Origin of the sequence: Streptomyces sp. NPDC046900, assembly GCF_040644975.1 — a bacterium.
Taxonomy (GTDB): Bacteria; Actinomycetota; Actinomycetes; order Streptomycetales; family Streptomycetaceae; genus Streptomyces.
In genome coordinates this window covers 136894-154166 of the sequence record NZ_JBEYXD010000016.1, presented here as the reverse complement: position 1 = coordinate 154166, position 17273 = coordinate 136894, and the positions used below count along the sequence as shown (strand labels likewise).

General features: G+C 71.4%; 19 protein-coding genes. 5 read left to right on the top strand and 14 right to left on the bottom strand.

The genetic code is table 11. From position 1 onward, the window contains the following. Positions 1-4: 4 nt before the first annotated feature. The 14 genes from ABZ904_RS18890 to ABZ904_RS18825 form a co-directional block, all read right to left on the bottom strand. On the bottom strand, positions 5-844 hold the full coding sequence (locus ABZ904_RS18890) for a TIM barrel protein (RefSeq protein WP_361824456.1): 840 nt from the start codon (positions 842-844) through the stop codon (positions 5-7). Positions 845-1049: 205 nt separating this feature from the next. Continuing rightward, positions 1050-1835: a hypothetical protein gene (locus tag ABZ904_RS18885; protein ID WP_361824453.1), complete on the bottom strand. Its 786-nt coding sequence runs from the start codon at positions 1833-1835 to the stop codon at positions 1050-1052. A 48-nt stretch (positions 1836-1883) separates the two neighbouring features. Further along, entirely contained in the window at positions 1884-2396 is a 513-nt protein-coding gene (locus ABZ904_RS18880) for a hypothetical protein (protein ID WP_359406117.1), read from the bottom strand. Then, positions 2369-3643: an MlaD family protein gene (locus ABZ904_RS18875; RefSeq protein WP_361824450.1), complete on the bottom strand. Its 1275-nt coding sequence runs from the start codon at positions 3641-3643 to the stop codon at positions 2369-2371. Before ABZ904_RS18875 ends, ABZ904_RS18880 begins: the two co-directional genes overlap by 28 nt. Next, on the bottom strand, positions 3640-4926 hold the full coding sequence (locus ABZ904_RS18870) for an MCE family protein (RefSeq protein WP_361824447.1): 1287 nt from the start codon (positions 4924-4926) through the stop codon (positions 3640-3642). Before ABZ904_RS18870 ends, ABZ904_RS18875 begins: the two co-directional genes overlap by 4 nt. Then, positions 4923-6056, bottom strand: a complete 1134-nt coding sequence (locus ABZ904_RS18865) for an MCE family protein (protein ID WP_360994698.1) — start codon at positions 6054-6056, stop codon at positions 4923-4925. The genes ABZ904_RS18870 and ABZ904_RS18865 overlap by 4 nt, the downstream gene beginning before the upstream one ends. Continuing rightward, positions 6053-7033: an MCE family protein gene (locus ABZ904_RS18860; RefSeq protein WP_359406175.1), complete on the bottom strand. Its 981-nt coding sequence runs from the start codon at positions 7031-7033 to the stop codon at positions 6053-6055. The genes ABZ904_RS18865 and ABZ904_RS18860 overlap by 4 nt, the downstream gene beginning before the upstream one ends. A 185-nt stretch (positions 7034-7218) precedes the next feature. Further along, the gene (locus tag ABZ904_RS18855; RefSeq protein ID WP_359406129.1) at positions 7219-8256 is read right to left on the bottom strand and encodes an MlaD family protein; all 1038 of its coding nucleotides are present in this window, start codon (positions 8254-8256) and stop codon (positions 7219-7221) included. Further along, the gene (locus ABZ904_RS18850) at positions 8253-9500 is read right to left on the bottom strand and encodes an MCE family protein (protein WP_361824444.1); all 1248 of its coding nucleotides are present in this window, start codon (positions 9498-9500) and stop codon (positions 8253-8255) included. Before ABZ904_RS18850 ends, ABZ904_RS18855 begins: the two co-directional genes overlap by 4 nt. A gap of 5 nt (positions 9501-9505) precedes the next feature. Beyond that, positions 9506-10330 carry an ABC transporter permease gene (locus ABZ904_RS18845; RefSeq protein WP_359406135.1) on the bottom strand — a complete coding sequence of 275 codons (825 nt, stop codon included), beginning with the start codon at positions 10328-10330 and terminating at the stop codon, positions 9506-9508. Positions 10331-10332: 2 nt separating this feature from the next. Then, a complete protein-coding gene (locus ABZ904_RS18840; RefSeq protein WP_360994691.1) occupies positions 10333-11103 on the bottom strand; it encodes an ABC transporter permease in 771 nt (256 codons plus the stop codon). Further along, positions 11100-12038, bottom strand: coding sequence for an ABC transporter ATP-binding protein (locus tag ABZ904_RS18835; RefSeq protein WP_359406141.1), 939 nt, complete (start codon positions 12036-12038; stop codon positions 11100-11102). The genes ABZ904_RS18840 and ABZ904_RS18835 overlap by 4 nt, the downstream gene beginning before the upstream one ends. A gap of 119 nt (positions 12039-12157) precedes the next feature. Then, a complete protein-coding gene (locus ABZ904_RS18830; protein ID WP_361824440.1) occupies positions 12158-13201 on the bottom strand; it encodes a sigma-70 family RNA polymerase sigma factor in 1044 nt (347 codons plus the stop codon). 52 nt (positions 13202-13253) lie between these two features. Next, positions 13254-14333, bottom strand: coding sequence for a lytic murein transglycosylase (locus ABZ904_RS18825; protein ID WP_361824437.1), 1080 nt, complete (start codon positions 14331-14333; stop codon positions 13254-13256). Between the two features lie 225 nt (positions 14334-14558). On the opposite strand from ABZ904_RS18825, the gene ABZ904_RS18820 reads away from it, so the two are divergent. From ABZ904_RS18820 to pucL, 5 genes are all read left to right on the top strand, one after another. Then, the gene (locus tag ABZ904_RS18820) at positions 14559-14807 is read left to right on the top strand and encodes a hypothetical protein (protein WP_359406151.1); all 249 of its coding nucleotides are present in this window, start codon (positions 14559-14561) and stop codon (positions 14805-14807) included. Further along, positions 14804-15172: a helix-turn-helix domain-containing protein gene (locus ABZ904_RS18815; protein ID WP_360994683.1), complete on the top strand. Its 369-nt coding sequence runs from the start codon at positions 14804-14806 to the stop codon at positions 15170-15172. The genes ABZ904_RS18820 and ABZ904_RS18815 overlap by 4 nt, the downstream gene beginning before the upstream one ends. A gap of 208 nt (positions 15173-15380) precedes the next feature. Beyond that, entirely contained in the window at positions 15381-15896 is a 516-nt protein-coding gene (uraD, locus tag ABZ904_RS18810) for a 2-oxo-4-hydroxy-4-carboxy-5-ureidoimidazoline decarboxylase (protein ID WP_359406157.1), read from the top strand. Continuing rightward, on the top strand, positions 15893-16300 hold the full coding sequence (uraH, locus tag ABZ904_RS18805; RefSeq protein ID WP_360994679.1) for a hydroxyisourate hydrolase: 408 nt from the start codon (positions 15893-15895) through the stop codon (positions 16298-16300). The genes uraD and uraH overlap by 4 nt, the downstream gene beginning before the upstream one ends. 6 nt (positions 16301-16306) lie before the next feature. Further along, positions 16307-17227, top strand: coding sequence for a factor-independent urate hydroxylase (gene pucL, locus ABZ904_RS18800; protein ID WP_359406163.1), 921 nt, complete (start codon positions 16307-16309; stop codon positions 17225-17227). The last annotated feature ends 46 nt before the right edge of the window (positions 17228-17273 follow it).

The window sequence follows — 17273 nt, the reverse complement described above, 5'->3', positions numbered from 1 at the left end:
GCGCTCAGCGGGAGGAGCGGGCCTCGACCGGCAGCCACGCGAAGGTCTCGGCGCTCGGCTTGTCCCCGGGCTTGTACTCCAGGCCGACCCGGCCCGTGTAGCCGGACTTCGCGAGCTCGTCGAGGAGGTCCTCCAGCGGGAGCGAACCCGTGCCGGGGGCGCCGCGACCGGGGTTGTCGGCGACCTGGACGTGGCCGGTCCTGGACGCGTACCGCTCGATCACCGACGGGAGGTCCTCGCCGTTCATGGACAGGTGGTAAAGGTCCATCAGGAACCGCGCGTTGCCGAGGCCTGTGGCCTCGTCGACCTGGTCGGCGATCGCGACGGCGGCCGGGGCCGACACCAGCGGATAACGGGGCGACTCGGGCCTGTTCAACGCCTCGATCAGCAGGACCGCTCCGATCCGGTCGGCGGCGCGGGCCGCGAGGACCAGGTTCTCCAGAGCGAGCGCGTCCTGCTCGGCCGGGTCGACGCCGTCGACGCGGTTGCCGTACAGCGCGTTGAGCGCCCGGCAGCCCAGCGCCTCGGCGAAGTCCGCCGCCACATCGATGTTGGCGCGGAACTTCTCCGACTCCTCGCCGGGGACCGACAGGGCGCCGCGGTCGGGGCCCGGCAGCTGTCCCGCGTAGAAGTTGAGGCCCGTGAGCAGGAGGCCCTCGTCCTCGATCGCCTTCTTCAGGGCGTCGAGCTCCGAGCGCTCCGGGGTGGGCGAGTCGGTCCAGGGCCACCACAGCTCGGCCGCGGTGAAGCCGGCCGCGGCGGCGGCCGCGGGCCGCTCCAGGAGCGGGAGTTCCGTGAAGAGGATCGACAGGTTGACGGTGAAGCGCTGGTCTGCGAATCCCATCGGGGCGGGGCTCCCTTCCCTTCCGGCGGTGCTTCCGTGCTGAAGCCCAGGATCACTGTAATTCCGTATTGCGGAATATGATTTCTGCTTAATGGAAGACTGCCGCCGGTGAGGGGTGAGTGTCAAGAGAGCTCACGAAAAGTGCCCCCGCGCGAACTGCGCGAGGGCACCGCCGTGTACGGAGGCGAGGGCCTGCCGGCGTGGGTCAGAGCGCGTCCACGGCACTCACCTTCCAGCCCCCGGAGGTACGGGTGAGCGTCATCCGCACCCGGTTCAGGTCGAGGCGGGACCTCGACACCTGGGTGCTCCGGGTGACCTGGTCGACGAACAGCAGCACCACGACCCGGTCCGGTGCGGCCGACACCACGGAGGCCGCGGGGGAACCGCCCGTGGGCGCCGCCACCGTCGCCTTCACCACTCCGTGGTACTTCGCCGCGGTCGGTCCGACCACCGTCTTCGTGGTCTTGAGGTACTGGTCGCGGAAGGCGCCGGTCAGGCAGGCGCGGGCGCGCGCGAAGTCCCGGTCCAGATGCCGGTAGTCGTACGACAGCACGACCGGTGCCGCCTTCTGCGCGGCCGCGAGCGCCTCCTCGCGTGCCCGTTCGGCCCGTCGGCCCTCCCGGTACTGCCATCCGAGGACGGCGGCGGCCGCCAGGCCCGCCACCAGCAGGACGCAGAGCGCCACGGTGAGCAGCCCGGTGCCGGACCACCGGGCGGGCGTGCCCTTCTCCGGCCTCTCCTCGGCGGACTCCCGCGACGGCTCCGGCGGGTCCTCCCAGCCGTTCGGCGGGGCCTCGATGAGCAGGGTGCGCCCAGAGCGCTGCTCCTCGGCCCGCGGTGCCTCGTCGGCGGGGCCTTCCGCCCCGAGGGCACCGTGCTGTTCCGGGCGCGCCGGCCGTCCGGCGCGCTTGGCCGCCGCGCGGGCGGCCGCGGACATGGTGCGACGGGCGGGTGAGCCGGCGCCGCGGACTCGGGAACTCGGGTTCGCCACGGTGTCTCTCCTCACTGATGTGGCCTGGCGGATCGCGAGACGGCCTGCTCAGCCCACGAACGCGACGTCGGAGGTCAGCCAGCGGCCGCGCTCGCGCACGAGGTCGAGCTGCAGCCGGTAGGTGCGCGCCTGTCCCTGGGGCGCCGCGGTGTTGGTCACCTTGCTGTCGGCGACGACCAGGACCCGGGCCGAGCGGTCGTCCGAGCGCACGATCCCCGCCTCGAGGACCTGTCCCTCGGACACCGACTTGTTCTGCGCGACGAGCTTCGTCAATTCCCCGGTCTGCGCGGCGAACTGCTTCTTGAAGTCGCCGGTGGCGCCGTCGAGCACGTTCCCGCTGTCCTCGCGGTAGTGCCGGTAGTCGAGCGAGGTGAAGTTCAGCGCCGACTGGCGGGCCGCCGCCAGGATGTCCTGTCTGCGCTGCTCCACCGCGCGCTGGTCGGCGAGGCGCACGCCCAGCCAGGCCGACAGCGCGACGGTCAGCACGGTCACGGCGACGAGTCCCGCGGACAGCGCCCTGCGACGGCCCCCGCTCATGCCATCGGTCCCACGAGCAGCCATTGCCACGACTCCTTTCCGAAGACGGTCTGTTCGCCGCCCGTCGAGCCGATCTCGACGGGCGTTCCGTCCGGGCCGGTGGCGGTGCCGGTCTCCGGGTCGTACGGGGTCACGTAGGCGGACCGGTCGGCGTCGCCCGAACCGCTCTGCGCGCCGGGGGCGTTCTGGGCGCCGCGCACCGATGTGGCGCTCCCGCGCGGCGCGGTGCAGCGCGCACCGGTGTCGGCCGCCCGTGTGCTGGTGTCGGAGGGATCGCGCCGGCGTGTCCCGTACCCCTGGGTGCACGGCGGCGGATCGTCCACGTTCACGACGAGCCCGAAGTGGGTGGTGCCGTCGCCCGGGAGGACGGTGTAGCCGCCCGCGACCACCACCGGGAAGGTGACCAGGGCCTGCTCCAGGCCGGGCAGCCGCGCCGTGGTGACCTGACCGCCGCTGATGAGGTTGGCCAGCAGGACGGGGAGGTCCGGCCGGACGGACCTCAGCAGGGAGTCGACCTCCTGCGCGGCGGGTGCCGTGTCGCCGATCAGCCTGCGCAGGTCACCGTCGCTCGACTTCAACCGTTCCGTGAGCGCGGCCAGATCGCGGGAGAACGACTTGATGGCCGAGCCCTTGTCGGCCTGTGTCTTGAGCACCTTCTGCGCGTCCTCGATCAGGGACACCGTCTGCGGGAGCGAGTCGGACGCCGACTCGACCAGTGCGTTGCCCGAGTCCACCAGACGGCTCAGCCGCGGTCCCGTGCCGGCGAAGGCCTTGCCCAACTCATCGACGGTGGTGCGCAGATCGTCCTTGCCAACCGATTCGACCAGCCGGTCCAGGCTGAGGACGAGATCGGTGACGGGCAGCGGGACACGGGTGCGGCTGCGCGGGATCGGGCTGCCGTCGATCAGATACGGGCCGCCCGAGCGGCGGGGCTGCAGGTCGACGTACTGCTCGCCGACCGCGGAACGGTCGGCGACCACCGCCAGGGTGTCGGCCGGGATCCGCGGTGCGCCGTCCTTGATCGTCAGGGACACCGAGACACCGGAGCCGTTCAGCCGCAGATCGCTCACGCGGCCGACCGGCACTCCGCGGTAGGTGACCTCGGCGCCGGGGAAGATGCCCCCGGACTCGGCGAAGTCGGCGCTCACCGTGTAGCCGCGGCCGAGGATGTCGTCCGCCAGGCCGGTGTACTCGGCGCCGACGTAGGACACCCCGAGGGCGGTGAGGGCGGCGAAGGCGATCAGCTGGGCCTTGACCGTACGTGTGATCACGGCTGTATCCCCTTCAGCATGAGCTCGGCGAGGGCGAGGTCGATCCCTGGCGGGAGGCGGCGCGCGTTCCCCGCGGTGCCGTACGCTGCGGTGCACACCGGCGGGCACAGCGGGCCGCCACCACCCGGCGGAGGGGAGGTCGGGACGGGCGGTTTCGGCACCTTGGGAAGGCCCGGTACCGTGGGCAGCGCCGTGGGCACCGGAACGCTCGGTACGCTGGGGAGCGGGGGAATGCCAGGGGTACCGGGCTTGCCCGGTTTGCCGCCGCCCTTGCCCGGCTTGCGGGTGAGGTTGCCGTAGAGGTCCGCCAGGTCCAGATCGGCGGTCAGTTTGAGGTTGACGTAGTCGCCCTTGACCGCGTCCACCGCGTTGCGCGGGAACGGGTAGGTCGTCAGCAGCTCCAGGGAGTCGGGGAGATCGTCGCCCGCCTTGTCGAGCTGTCGCAGGATCGGCCGCAGCTGCTCGAGGTCGGCCACGGTGTCGTCCCGCGAGGCGTTGACGACCCTGGTGCCGGTCGTGCCGAGCCGCGAGAGGGCGGTGAGCATCTTCGTCAGGTCCTTCCGCTGGTCGGCGAGGACCTTCAGGGCGGGCGGCAGCGCGTCGACGGCCTGGCCGATCGTCCTGTTCTCGGTCCGCAGCCGCTCGGCCAGCCGGTCGATGCCCTTGAGCGCGCGGACGATCTGGGCGCGCTGCTCGTCCAGACCGCCGAGGAACGTGTCGAGCTGGGTGAGGAGGGACCGCACCCGGCTCTCGCGCCCCTCCAGCGCCTTGTTCAGCTCCACGGTGATCGTCTTGAGCTGGGCCACTCCGCCGCCGTTGAGGAGCGCCGAGAGAGCGGACAGCACCTCCTCGATCTCCGCGTTGCGGCCGCTGCGGGAGAGCGGGATGACGGCGCCGTCGCGAAGCCTTCCGACCGGCGGGGTGCCGGCCGGCGCGGACAGTGCCACGTACTTCTCGCCGAGCATGCTGGTCTGTCGCAGGTCGGCCACCGCGTTGGCGGGCAGCTTCACCGAGTCGGCGACGCGCAGCCGTACCCGCGCGTGCCAGCCTTCCAGTTCCACCTTCTCGACGGCGCCCACCGTGACGTCGTCGACCTTGACCGCCGACTGCGGCACCAGGTCGAGGACGTCCCTGAACTCGACCGTGACGTGGTACGCGTGGCCGTCCGCGGCGGCACCGCCGGGGAGCGGGACGTCGTACCAGCCGTTGAACTCGCAGCCGGACAGCAGCAGCGCACCGGTCACCGCCCACGCGACCGCCCGTCCCGTGCTCAGGATCCTCATGCCGCGCCCCCCAGGATCCCGCCGAGCGTCCGGTCGACCGTGCCCGTCCCGGCCGGCGCCGTGGGCACCTTCGGCAGGGAGTCGAAGAGCCGCCGCAGCTCCTTGCAGTCCGGGTTCCTGCCGCCCTCGTCCCCGGTCGTCTTCAGCAGGGAGCACAGCAGGGACGCCGGGTCCTGCGCATTCTGTACGTTCTCGCGGGTGTCGAGGGTGCCGGAGGACGGGTTGTAGGCGTTCTCCAGGTTCGACAGACCCGTGGGGGCGACGGTCAGCAGTTCCTCCAGCGCGGCCCGTTGGGTGACGAGGACCTTGGTGACCTTGCTGAGGCCCCGGACGTTCTCGGTCAATGACCTCTTGTTGGCCTTCACGAAGTCGGACACGTCGCCGAGTGCCGTCGCCAGGTGCCGCAGGGCCGCCGCGAGGTCGTCGCGCTCCCCGGCGAGCTGCGCCGCCACCTCGGCGAGGTCGTCGTTGAACGACCGCACGCTCGTGTCGTCGGCCGCCAGCGCGGCCGTGAACACCTGGAGGTTGCGCACGGTGCCGAACAGATCGCCCCGGCCGTCGGAGAGCGTGGTGACCGCCTGCGAGAGGTCGTCGACCGCCTGGTTGAGGTTCGTGCCCTGGCCCCTGAGGTTGTCCGCGCTCACCCCGAGCAGCCGCGACAGGGAGCCGTCCTTGTTCGCGCCCTTCGGCCCGAGCGCGTCGGCCGTGGTGTGCAGACTGTCGAAGATGCGGTCCAGCTCCACGGGGACGGCCGTGCGCGACTCGGGGATCACGTCGCCGCTGCGCAGAGCCGGGCCCTTCCGGTACACCGGCAGCAGCTGGACGTAACGGTCGCTGACCACCGAGGAGTTGATGATGGCGGCCCGCGCGTCGGCCGGGACCCGGCGTCCCTCGTCGTACTCCAGCTCCACCCGCACCCGGCCGCCCTCCGGTGTGATCGTCTTGACCTCGCCGATGCGGATGCCGAGGACACGGACGTCGGAACCGGGGTAGATGCCGACGGTGCGCGGGAAGTACGCCGTGACGTGGACCGTGCGGGGGTGCGGCCACAGCGCGACGGCGAGTGCGGCGAGTACGGCCAGCGCGGTGAGCAGGGCCAGGGCACGGCGCAGACCGAAGCGTTTCGTCATCGTGAACCTCCCGTCCGCGGCACCAGCGGGGCCGCGACCAGGTTCTGCACGTAGGTGTCGAACCACCGGCCGTTGCCGAGGGTGTTGGTGAAGACCCGGATGTAGGGCGCGAGCAGCCTGACGCTCCGGTCGAGGCTCGCCTGGTTGCGTTCGAGCATCCGCACGAACGTGTTGAGGTTCCTGAGCGCCGGCCCGATCTCCTTGCGGTTGTCCTCGACCAGCCCGGACAGCTCGATGCCCAGCAGGGCGGAGCTCTTGAGCAGGGTGTGGATCGCCGCGCGGCGCTTGCTGATCTCCTTGAACAGTTCGTCGCCGTCCTTCACCAGCGCGGAGAAGTCCTTCGTGTGCTCGGCCAGCACCCCGGTGACCCCGTTCGCGTGCTCCAGGAGCCTGCGCAGGGCCTCGTCGCGCGAGGCGACGGTCCGGGAGATCCTGGCCAATCCCTGGATGGACGCGCGTACTTCGGCGGGGGAGTCCTGGAAGGTGGTGGAGACGGTGTCCAGCGCCTTCGCCAGCCGCTGGGTGTCGACCTTCTCCGTCGTGGTGGTCAGATCGCTGAACGCCTGCACGACGTCGTACGCCGAGACCGTCCGCCCCAGCGGGATCTCGCTGCCCGGGCTCAGCCGGCCCGGTCCCTTCGGGCTCAGCGCCAGGTACTTGGCGCCGAGGATCGTCTTCACCCGGATCGAGGCGCCGGTCGTGGTGCCCATCTCCGGGTCGCCCTTGACCTTGAAGGTCACCCTGACGTGGTCGTCCTCCAGGTCCACGCCCTTGACGGCGCCGACCTTGACCCCGGCGATCCGCACCTCGTCGCCCGGCTTGAGACCGCCCGCCTCCGAGAAGGCCGCACTGTACGTCTCGCCGCCGCCGATCAGCGGCAGGCTGTCGGCGTTGAACGCGGCCACGGTCAGCAGCGCGAGGACAGTGAGGCCGACGGCCCCGACCACGAGGGGGTTGCGCTCACGGAACGGCTTCAGCCGTGGCCGGCGCAGCCGCACCCCGGGCAGCCTGGGCGGCAGGACGCGCACCCTGACGAGGGGTTCGGGGCGACCGGTCCGGCCGCGGCGGGCCGGGAGCCGCACCCTGGGCAGCTTCGGTGGCAGGACGCGCACCTTCACCAGGGGCTCCGGACGGCGGCTTCGGGCCCTGCCCGGCAGGATGCTCATCCGCCGCACCTCGCCTGCGCCACGTGCATCTCGGGAGTCAGCACCTGCTTCGTCTTCGGCAGCACGATGCGGCCGTCGAAGTCGCACAGGTAGAAGTTGAACCACGAGCCGTAGGACGCCGTCCCCGTCAGTTCGTTGAGCTTGTCCGGCAGCCGCTTCAGCACGCCCTCCACGGTCTTCTCGTTCCTGTTCAGCGTTCCGGTCAAGGTCGTCAGCCCGGCGATGTCGTCCTTCAGCGGCGGACGCGCGTCCTTCAGCAGCCCCGAGGTGGCCTCGGTGAGATCGCCGATGCTCACCAGGGAATCCCCGATGGGTTTGCGGTCGGCGGACAGCCCGGAGATCACCCGCCGCAGCTGGGTGATCAGCCCGGAGAAGCGGGCGCCGCGCTTGTCGAGCGTCGCGAGCACCGTGTTGAGGTTGTCGACCACGGAACCGATGAGCGCGTCACGGTCGGCGAGGGTCGTGGTCAGCGACGCCGTGTGCGCGAGCAGGCTGTTCACGGTTCCGCCCTCGCCCTGCAGGGTCCGGATGATCTCGGTGGCGAGCTGGTTGACGTCGTTGGGGCTGAGCGCGGCGAACAGCGGCTTGAAGCCGTTCAGCAGCGCGTTGAGGTCCAGCGCCGGTTGGGTCCTGGACAGCGGGATCGTGCCGCCGGGCCGCAGCCGGGTGCCGTCGCCGGGCCCCTCGGTCAGCGCGATGTACCGCTGCCCGACCAGATTGCGGTAGCGGACGAGGGCGTGGGTGCCGGTGAGCAACGGCCGGTCGGCCGCGACGGTGAAGGTGACCTCCGCCAGCGTCCGGTCCTTGATCCGGATGCCCTCGACCTCGCCGACCCGCACCCCGGCGACCCGGATGTCGTCGCCCTCCTGCAGGCCGGTGACATCGCTGAACACCGCGTGGTACGTCTGCTTCGGGGTGAACGAGACACCCGCGACGGTGGCGGCGAGCAGCGCCGTCGTCGCGATCGTCACCAGCGCGAACAGGCTGAACTTGACCAGCGGTGCGACCGTCTGCCGGGCGTGTGTCCTGCTCATGTGACGCTCACCGCCGTTCCGCGGGCGAGCGGTCCGAACAACAGGGTCGCGACGGGCGGCACCTCGTCCGCGGGCACGCCCAGGACGGGGGCTACGAGCGAGCCCACGGCACGCTGCTCGGCCGCGGTGCCGGACACGGTGGCCCCTCCGGGCAGCGCGCCCCCCGAACCGTCGGCCTTCGTACCGTCGTCGAGCTTGGGTTTCGGTCCGGGCACCGGAGGATGGGGCAGGCCGCGGCAGTCGGGCCCCGACCGCTCGGCGTAGCGCGGCTCCTCACCGGGCCGGTAGGCGCTCTGCGGACGCACGACCTCGAGGGTGATACGCATCTCGCCGCCGCGGAACGCCTTCTCGGACTCCTGCTCCTGCCAGACCAGACCGGCCAGCAGGCAGGGGTACTCCGGGGAGTAGCGGGCGAACAGCTCCAGGGTGGGACGGGAGACCCGGCCCAGGGTGATCAGCCGGTCGCCGTTCTCGTCGAGGACGTCCCGCGCGGTGCCCGCGACCGTCGCCGTGGTGCGGAGCGCGGCGGCCAGCCGGTCCTGCTTCTCCACGAGGGTGCGGCTGGTGGTGACGGTGTCGTGCAGGATCCGCATCAGGTCGGGCGCGGCGTCGGCGTACACCTCGGCGACGTCGGCGAAGCGTGCGATGTCCCTCTTGAGGGACGGCAGATGCGGATTGAGGCGGCGCAGATAGCCCTCGACGCGGGTGAGGTTGTCGCCGATCCGGTCGCCGCGGCCCTCGAGCGCGGTGGCGAACGCCGAGAGCGTGGCGTTCAGTTCGCCGGGCCGGACCGTGCGCAGCAGCGGCAGCAGGTCGTTCATCAGTTGCTGGAGCTCGATGCCGGTCCTCGTACGGTCCTGGGTGATGACGTCCCCGGCGCGGATGGGCCGGGCCGCGGACCGGGCCGGAGCGACCAGGTCGACGTACTTCTCCCCGAACAGCGTCTTGGGCAGCAGCCGGGCGTGCACGTCCGAGGGGATGTACGCCACGTAACGCGGCTTGAGCGCGAGGTCGAGGGTCGCCTTCGAGCCGTCGGTATGCACCCCGCGGACCTCGCCGACGAGCAGCCCGCGCAGCTTGACGTCGGCCCGCGGATCGAGCTGGTTGCCGAGGTGGTCCGCCTCCAGCTTGATCCGCACGACGGGGGTGAAGGCCTGCTGGTACACGGCCACGGCCAGCGACAGCAGCAGCCCCAGCACGGCGATGAAGGCGATGCCGTACAGCCGGAGTCTCAGCACTCTCACCCCTCTCACCCCGCGATCCGCACGGTCGTGTTGGCGCCCCAGATCGCGAGGCTGAGGAAGAAGTCCAGGACGTTGACGGCGACGATGGAGGTGCGCACCGCGCGGCCCACCGCGACGCCGACACCGGCCGGCCCGCCGCTCGCGTGGTAGCCGTAGTAGCAGTGCACAAGGATGATCAGCAGCGCGAAGACGATCACCTTGCCGAAGGACCACAGCACGTCGACGGGCGGCAGGTACTGGTGGAAGTAGTGGTCGTACGTGCCCTTCGACTGCCCGTAGAAGACGGTGGTGATGGTGCGGGCCGCGAGGTAGGACGACAGCAGCCCGATCACGTACAGCGGGATCACGGCGACGAAACCGGCGATCATCCGGGTCGTCACCAGGAACGGCAGCGAGGGGACGCCCATCACCTCGAGAGCGTCGGTCTCCTCGCTGATCCGCATCGCGCCGAGTTGCGCGGTGAAGCCGGCGCCGACCGTCGCGGACAGGGCGAGCCCGGCCACCAGCGGGGCGATCTCCCGGGTGTTGAAGTACGCCGAGAGGAACGCGACGAAGTTCGAGGTGCCCAGCTGGTTCAGGGCGGCGTAGCCCTGGAGCCCGACCTCGGTGCCGGTGAAGAACGACAGGAAGGCGATCACCCCCACCGTGCCGCCGACGACGGCCAGCGCGCCACGGCCGAAGCTGACCTCGGCGAGCAGCCGCAGGACCTCCTTCTTGTAGCGGCGCAGGGTGCGGCCCGTCCACGCCAGTGAGCGTCCGTAGAAGGAGAGTTGGCTGCCCAGCTGCTCGAGTGAGCGCAGCGGGGCGTCGAGGAGTCGTGTAGGTCGCATCGCTACCCCCGCTGCGGGACAATCTGGAAGTACACCGCGGTCATCACGAAGTTCGTCACGAACAGCAACATGAAGGTGATCACCACCGACTGGTTGACGGCGTCGCCCACGCCCTTGGGGCCCCCTTGGGCGTTGAGTCCCTTGTACGAGGCGACGATCGCGGCGATCGCGCCGAACACCAGCGCCTTGATCTCGGCGGCCCACAGGTCGGACAACTGGGCGAGCGTCGTGAAGGAGGCCAGATACGCGCCGGGCGTGCCGTGCTGGAGGATCACGTTGAAGAAGTAGCCGCCCGCCACGCCCACGACCGACACGAGCCCGTTGAGCAGTACCGCCACCACCATGGAGGCCAGCACACGGGGCACGACGAGCCGGTGGATCGGATCGATGCCGAGCACCTGCATCGCGTCGATCTCGTCCCGGATCCTGCGCGCCCCGAGGTCCGCGCAGATCGCCGTGCCGCCCGCGCCCGCGATCAGCAGCGCGGTGACGATGGGCGACGCCTCCCGCAGCACCGCCAGCACCGAGGCGGCCCCTGAGAAGGACTGGGCGCCGAGCTGCCGGGTCAGGCTGCCGATCTGCAGCGCGATGACCGCCCCGAACGGGATCGAGACGAGGGCCGTGGGCAGGATGGTGACGCTCGCCACGAACCAGGCCTGCTGAATGAACTCCCGTGCCTGGAAGGGGCGTCGGGGCAGGGCCCGCAGCACGTCCAGCGCCATCGCGAACAGTTGGCCCGAGTGCCGCAGCGCTCCGGCCGGGGACAGGCTCATGCGCCGGTCACCTCCGTGCGGTGCAGCTCGGCCTCCCGTCTCGCGATGGCCTCCCAGCGCGGCGGGCGGCTGATGCCGGGCCCCGGCAGCAGGCGGGGTGTCATCTCCCCGCGACCCGGGGTCCGCGGGCCGTCGCCGAGCTGTGCCAGCTCCTGCTCGACCTGGGCGGCGTCCTTCTCCTCCGCCATGCCGATCGGCCCCTGCATCCGGCCGTTCAGGAACTGGCGCACGACGGGCTCGGCACTGGTCAGCAACTGCTCGCGGGGCCCGAACATCACCAGTTCACGCCGGAACAACAGACCGATGTTGTCGGGCACCTGGCGCGCCGAGGCGATGTCGTGCGTGACGATCAGGAAGGTCGCGTCGATCTGCGCGTTGAGGTCGACGATGAGCTGGTTGAGGTAGGCCACCCGCACCGGGTCGAGGCCCGAGTCCGGCTCGTCGAAGAGGATGATCTCCGGGTCGAGCACCAGCGCCCGTGCCAGACCGGCCCGCTTGCGCATTCCCCCGGAGATCTCGCCGGGCAGCTTCTCCTCGGCGCCGATCAGCCCGACCATGTCCATCTTCTCCAGCACGATGCGCCGGATCTGGCTCTCGGACCTGCGGGTGTGCTCGCGCAGCGGGAAGGCGATGTTGTCGTACAGGTTCATCGAGCCGAACAGCGCGCCGTCCTGGAACAGCACCCCGAACAACTTCCGTACCTCGTACAGGTCGTGCTCCCGCAGTCTGGTGATGTCCCGGCCCGCGACCTTCACCGAACCCCGGTCCGGCTTGAGCAGCCCCACCAGCGTCTTGAGGAACACCGACTTGCCCGTCCCGGAAGGACCGAGCATGACCGAGACCTCCCCCGCGGGAAGGGTCAGCGAGACGTCCTGCCAGACGACCTGGTGACCGAAGGACTTGGTCAGCCCTTCCACACAGATCTCGACACCCATCCCGTCCACCCTTCGCCCGCGAGCAGCTCCGACATCCGCTCTACGGGGAGGGGCGGGGCGTCCGTCGCGACGAGGCCGGATTTTTTTCCGACGGGTTTCCGGACGGGTCTACGGCCGGTCTAGGGCAGCTTCACGGGCGGCGTGCCCGGCGTGGGGAGGGAGAGGGACGGCAGGGCGGAGGTGGCCGGAACCGACGGGAGCGGGGGCACGCTGACCTTGACCGGCAGGTCCGGCACCCCGGTGACGCCGGGCACCTGCGGGACCTCGGGTGCCGAGAGCTCAGCAGCGGGGACCGACGTGCCGTCCGGCGGGGACGGGACGGACTGCGGCGCGGACGATCCGCCGGAAGGCGGTTTTGTCGCCCCCCGAGCGGGGTGCGCCGCGTTGGGGGCGGGCCCGCGCACCCACGGGGTACGCAAGTCGTGGCTGCTGCCCGGCCGGGGCGACTGCGCGCTGGGCGACGCGGACGGCCGCGGAGCCGGACCGTGTGTGCCTTCGCTGGACTCAAGTGCGTTCGGCAGTACGAATCCGGCCACCACCAGAGTCGCTGCCGTCGAGGTGACGGCCACCGCCTGCGCCTTGCCGCCCAGGCCGTGCCGGCCGCGCCCCAGCAGGAACAGCACGAACCCGAGCGTCCCGGCCAGCGACGCGCGCAGCGTCCGGCGGGCGCGGGCCAGTAGCGATTCGACGGTGCGGTAGCTCAGCCCCATCCGCACGGCGACCTGACCGACGTCCAGGTCCTCGGACTTGAGCCGCAGCGCCTCCGCCTGACGGCCGGGCAGTTCCCCGCTGCGCACGGCCAGCCACCTGGCCTCGGCCCGGTCGCACACCGCCTCGTCGACGGGCACGGGGCCCGGGGCGATCAGCGTGGGGCTGCGGTGCACCTCGGCCTCCCGGTTGACCTGCCGATGGCGGTCGACGCACAGCCGCATGGTCACCGTCGTCAGCCAGGCGCCGAGACGTTCATCGTCGAGATCCGGGCGCTCCGCCGCGCGCAGCATCGCCTCGTGCACCGCGTCCTCGGCGTCCTCGAGGCTCACCGATCTGCGCCGGGCCACCTTGAGCAGTTGCTCGCGGTGGCTCCACATGCGCTCCCAACGGTCGTGGGCCGCCCGTGCCTCCGCGGGCGTGGCCGTCTCCGCCTTCGCAGGCTCCGTCGCCATGAGGGCCCCTTTGCGCTTACCCACCGCATCTACTACCCGGTGGATGGCGACATTACCGCCCGGTAGCCGCGGTTGGGGAGGGGGAGGAACCCGACGAATTCCTGCCGCCGCCCGTCAGACCGGTGGGCAGCAGCCCTGTGGGCAGCCCGATGCTCGGGGTCGGCAGGGGCAGCGCCGGCGCATGCGTGCCCGGCGCGGCGCCCGCCGAGGTGGACGGACCGGGGGAGGGCGCGGCAGGCGTCGGCGTCGGCTTCGGGGTATGGGACGGGCCGGGGCCCGGGCGGCGGTGGGACGGCGTCGGCGAGGGTTTCGGCGTGCTCGGGCGGGAGGGTGCCGGGCGGTCCCGGGACGAGGCGGGCAGGTCCGGCACCACCAGGTGTCCCTCCAGGAAGTACGCGTACCAGGCCCTGACCGTACGCAGATAGGCGTCCGAGTGGTTGTAGCCGAGGATCGCCCGGTCGAGGCCGGCGGGGTCGGAGAGGTCCCGCCCGCCCGCGCACAGATAGCGCCCGGCGGCGAGCGCCGCGTCGAACACATTGTTCGGGTCGGCCCGCCCGTCGCCGTTGCCGTCCGCTCCCCATCGGGCCCAGGTCGAGGGGATGAACTGCATCGGGCCGACCGCGCGGTCGTACACCGTGTCCCCGTCGTACACACCGCCGTCGGTGTCCCGGACGACGGCGAAGGCGCCGCCGGTCAGCCGGGGCCCGAGGATCGGTGCCGCGGCCGTACCGTCCGCGGTCAATCGGCCGCCCCGTGCCTGCCCGGACTCCACCTGGCCGATCGCGGCCAGCAGCTGCCAGCGCAGCCGGCAGCCGGGCGCGGTGCGCGCGAGCTGCGCCTCGGCGCGCCGATACGCGGCGAACACGCCGGCGGGCAGGGCGCCACCCATCGGCTCCGCAGCTCTGCCGCGCTCCGGTTCCGCCGTCCGCAGCGGCGGGAGCGCGGTGCGGTACGGGGTGTCGCCCGAGACGCTCGGGCCGAGCTCGGCGGGCACCCCCGGCCGCGCGGGCTCCGACGCCCGCGCCGCCACCACACCCGGCGCCTGCGAGGCGGTGAGCGCCGCCATGGCCGCCGCCGCGACGGCCGTACCCCTGGCCCTTGCGAGCCGGACCTTGAACTGTCGCCCTGCCACTGTGCCGTCCCTCCGTGTGAACGTTCCGTCCCCTGCTCTACGCGGACGGACGGCGTGTCCGTCGCGGGAGAGCGGGCCGGTTCCACGGGAGGCGCTGCCCCCGTCCGCCCGCAGCCGGCCTTCCGGTACGAGGAAGGCGCTCGGGAGCCGGGGGGTTCGGCGTCGGTTAGGGTCGCGTCGTGGCGATCGGAGCGGCTCCGTCGCCGACCGTTCTGGGGGCACGCGATGCGTTTGAGAGTGGAGTTCACGACCGAGCCCTTCGACCTCGACGAGGCGCCCGCGCACGCGCTCGTCGCCCGTGAGGTCATCGGGGCGGCCGAGCTGGACGCCGTGGACGTCGGCCCGTTCGGCAACACCGCCGAGGGCGGCGCCGACATGGTGCTCACCGCCGTCGACGCGCTGCTGCGCAAGACCCTGGAAGCCGGCGCCACCCGAGTCACGCTGCAGATCAACGTGCTGGAGGAGGGCAAGTGACCGGTGTCGGGGACGAGCCCTTCATCACGGCCGTCAAGCCGCTGGTCGACGCCATGGGGGGAGAGATGCTGCCCCTGGACCAGGCCGGCCCCGACGATGTCGTGCTCGCCTGGGAGGGCGCGGACGTCGTCGCCGTACGCCTGCCGCAGCTCGCCGACTCGCTCGATCACATCCTGGTCGCCATGGAGCGCAAGCAGGGCAAGCCGCTGGCCGAACTGGACCGCAAGGCCAAGCAGGAGGTCGTGCGGATACTGGAGGCCCGCGGTGCCTTCTCCGTGCGCCATGGGGTGGAGACCGTCGCGAGCGCCCTGGGCGTGAGCCGCTTCACCGTCTACAACTACCTGAACCGTGAGAAGGGGGCCTGACCGGCCCGGACGTTGCCTCCCCGGCAGTGGCCGCCGAGCCCGAGGCCCTTCCTTCGCCTCCCGTGACGAGCCGCCGTGCGGCCTTCGGGCGGCGGTCTTCCGTACGAGGATTTCGCCACCTCGATTTTTCAACAAAGTGTTGACCTCGCCTCGGCGGGGGGCGTTAGCTGTTCGCAGCCCAGTCAGCACACAGGCCACGGAGGCCCATGTGACGTCGACTTCCACGCCGCCGGGCCTCGCCCGGTTCAACGCCCTGGGGGAGCACGCGGCCCAGGCCGCCCTCCTCGAGGCGTGCGCCTCCACGGCGTGGGCTGGGCGGCTGCTCGCCGCGCGCCCCTACGCCAGCGCCGAGGAGCTCTACGCCGCCAACGACACCGCCATGGCGGAGCTGACCACGGCGGACCTTCAGGAGGCGATGGCCGGGCACCCGCCGATCGGCCGGCCCAAGGCCGGGGACCCCACCTCGGCCCGGGAACAGCGCGGCATGGCCGGCGCCTCCGCGGAACTCAAGGCGGAGATGCTCGAACTGAACCTGGCCTACCAGGAGAAGTTCGGCCATGTCTTCCTCATCTGCGCGACCGGGAGGAGCGGCGAGCAGATGCGCGACGCGGTCAAGGAGCGGATCGGCAACCCGCCGGAGCGGGAGCGGGAGATCGTCCGCACCGAGCTGGGAAAGATCAACCGCATCCGGCTCGCCCGACTGCTCGAAGAGGAAACCGCATGAGTACCGAGACCACCGCCTCCGTGTCCACACACATCCTGGACACCAGCGCCGGCCGCCCCGCCGAAGGCGTCCCGGTCCGCCTCTCCGCCCGCTCGGGCCGGAGCGCCGACTGGCACGCGGTCGGCGGCTCGGCGACCGACGCGGACGGCCGGTGCAAGGACCTCCCGGTGCCGCCCCAGGGCACGACCCATGTACGGCTCGACTTCGAGGTCGAGCCGCACCTCGAAAGCACCGCGAAGAAACAAGCCGATGCGCAGCAGGACGCCCCCGCGAATCGGGACAGCGGTGCGGCCGGAGCGTTCTTCCCGGAGGTGGCGGTCACCTTCGCCGTCGTGCCGGGCGAGCACTACCACGTACCGCTGCTGCTCAACCCGTTCGGCTACTCCGTATACCGAGGGAGCTAGCAGAAGATGCCCACGATGCTCGGCCAGAACCAGTACGGGAAAGCAGAGAACCGCGTCGTCAGGATCGTGCGGGACGGCGCCACCCACCACATCAAGGACCTGAACGTGTCGGTGTCGCTCTCCGGCGACATGGACGAGGTCCACTACTCGGGCTCCAACGCCCATGTCCTGCCGACCGACACCACGAAGAACACGGTGTACGCGTTCGCCAAGGAGCACGGCATCGAGTGCGCCGAGCAGTTCGGTATCCACCTCGCCCGGCACTTCGTGACCTCGCAGGAACCCATCCACCGGGCCCGCATCCGCATCGAGGAGTACGCCTGGGACCGGATCGGGACCTCGGGTGCCGGCTCGAAGTCCGCCGCCGCTGAGGCCGGGCACTCCTTCGTCCGCAGGGGCCAGGAGACCCGACTGACGCAGATCACGTACGACGGGCAGAAGTGGGAGGTCGTCTCGGGGCTCAAGGACCTCGTCGTGATGAACACGACCGACTCCGAGTTCTGGGGCTACGTCAAGGACAAGTACACGACGCTCCCGGAGGCGTACGACCGCATCCTGGCCACCGAGGTCTCCGGCCGCTGGCGGTTCGGCTGGAGCGAGGACGACCAGCCGGCGCCCGACTGGGAGACGTCCTACGAGCAGACCAGGCAGCACATGCTGCAGGCCTTCGCAGAGACCTACTCCCTGTCACTGCAGCAGACGCTCTACGAGATGGGCGCGCGTATCATCGACAACCGTGGCGAGATCGACGAGGTCCGCTTCTCGCTGCCGAACAAGCACCACTTCCTGGTCGACCTCGAGCCGTTCGGGCTGAAGAACGACAATGAGGTGTACTTCGCCGCCGACCGCCCGTACGGCCTGATCGAGGCCACCGTGCTGCGGGAGGGGTGCGAGGCGCGGATCCCCGTCGACCTCACCAACCTCTGACGCGCCGGGTGCTCCCGGTCCGCCGGGGGCACCCGTCCTCCTTCGG